Source organism: Vibrio sp. 10N.222.46.A1, from assembly GCF_041473595.1.
GTDB lineage: Bacteria > Pseudomonadota > Gammaproteobacteria > Enterobacterales > Vibrionaceae > Vibrio > Vibrio tasmaniensis_A.
The window spans coordinates 1-1,832 of record NZ_JBFRSN010000730.1 but is presented as its reverse complement, the minus strand read 5'-3'; the positions used below and the strand labels follow the sequence as shown (position 1 = coordinate 1,832).

At 45.2% G+C, this 1,832-nt stretch carries 2 protein-coding genes; one reads left to right on the top strand and one right to left on the bottom strand.

The genetic code is table 11. The annotated features are described in order from the left end of the window. Positions 1 to 616: tetratricopeptide repeat protein (locus AB4496_RS19245; protein ID WP_372131650.1), on the bottom strand; the 616-nt coding region annotated here is incomplete at its 3' end. Positions 617 to 1,100: 484 nt separating this feature from the next. Here AB4496_RS19245 and AB4496_RS19240 point away from each other — a divergent pair. Continuing rightward, positions 1,101 to 1,775 (top strand): glutathione S-transferase family protein, encoded by a 675-nt coding sequence (locus AB4496_RS19240; protein ID WP_102257583.1) that lies wholly within the window; start codon positions 1,101 to 1,103, stop codon positions 1,773 to 1,775. Positions 1,776 to 1,832: the final 57 nt, after the last annotated feature.

Below are 1,832 nucleotides of genomic sequence, written 5' to 3'. Positions count from 1 at the left end.
CATCAGGGTTAAGCGCGTAACCCAAAGTGACGATGGCACCGTGCTCATCCAATAAACCTTTCTCCGCCGACTCTTTCAACGGTGTTTCTAACACGCGGTCGACCGTTGCAAAAATACGTTTGATGTCTTCTGCTTTGCCCTTGTTCAGGCTTTCCAGTTTCTCCATGTGCTTGTTGGATTCACTGTCATTGCCTTCAAATCTTTGCCAAACCGCAAGATACGCATGCAAGTCGACATCGTCTGGCGCAACCGTCAATGCTTGCTCAAACAACTCAATTGCTCGCTCTGCATTCTTGTTGTAGATCTGAGCGTTCGCTGCCGAGATCAGCAGGTCAGTACGGTAAGGTTCTAACTGGTACGCTTCTAACAATCGGTTGGTCACAATTTCCATGTTGCTTGGCATTTTAGCCGTGAAGCCCGCGTGAGAAATTCTTGCCGGAGACTTAAATGCCTGCAACGCATCAAGAAGTAGTTGGTCGACAACTTGTCGCTTAGTCACCAACTGCGCGTAGTCCGCAGAAGCCTGTACAGCACCATCGTTAGCAGCAAAAGAATAAGGTGTTGCGCCAAAGGCTAGCATGCCACCAAGAGCGAGGGCGATAATGTTCTTTTTCATGGAAAGATCCTGTGTCGTTAAGTGTTCACATCAGATTTGTTCACCAATGTAAGTCCCTAAGATTAAAAAACCGTGAACCACACCAGAATCTCCGAGGTTAATATTCATTTGTTGCATAAGGTGTGGCTGCAGATCACGATTTTATGTGCCAGAGTAAGCTCAAATATCCAGATAGCTTCGAGTTATGAGGAGCTCCTTTAATTACTTTGGAATATTTAACTTCGAATCCCACCTGCCTATTCCATCTAAATTCGTAAGTTTCGAAGCTCAACATCAAACTTAAATGTGCATTTTATGTTCATTATTTCAGCAGCTTAAAATGCTATCTCTCTACAAGTCGACGCTAATTCACGTTTACACAGCCAAGTTCAAAAGGTACAGAGTGTGATATCAAATCAGTCAATTCACAGAAAATTCAAAAATCATTTATTGAACGATCGTTCAAGTGATGCTTTAATGAATCACCAATACAAGGAGTTACCCCATGCTTAAGTTCTATTTTCACCAAACACCCAACCCAATGAAGATCGCTCTGTTTCTAGAAGAGACAGGCCTAGATTTTGAACTTGTTCCTGTCGATACCTTAAAAGGCGAGCAACACACACCGGAATATCGTTTGATCAATCCAAACGGCAAAACGCCCGCGATTGAAGACGAAGGACAACGTGTATTCGACTCTAACGCCATCCTGCTGTACCTATCTGAGAAAACAGGCAAGCTAGCTGGTCAGCCAGAAGACAGAGCAGAACTGCTCTCTTGGATGATGTTTATCGCGAGCGGCCTTGGTCCATACTCTGGCCAATCGGTACACTTCCGTCATGCAGCGCCAGCAGGCCTAGACTACGCTGTGAACCGTTACCTACGTGAAGCACAACGTCATTACGAAGTGTTAGAAAAGCATATGGAAGGTCGTGAATTTATCGTCGGAAATGAGTACACCATTGTCGATGTCGCTGCATGGGGTTGGATTGATAAAGCACCTTTCGTGCTTGGTGAAGAAGGCCTAGAACCTTACCCGAATTTGAAGCGCTGGTTTAACGCAATCAACACTCGCCCAGCGGCACTGCGTGCTCGCGAAATCGGCAAAGACGTTGAATTTAAAACCGAACGTGATGAAGAAGCGAAACGAGCACTGTTTCCTTCGAATTATGCAAAGTAGAAGTAAAGTCTAATGATGAGGCTCGGTAGTGTTCTACTGAGCCTTAGGAGTGGTGGC

What these genes read in the sequence shown, in the direction of transcription:
- AB4496_RS19240 (WP_102257583.1), top strand. Translation starts at nt 1,101, where the DNA reads ATGCTTAAGTTCTATTTTCACCAAACACCCAACCCAATGAAGATCGCT.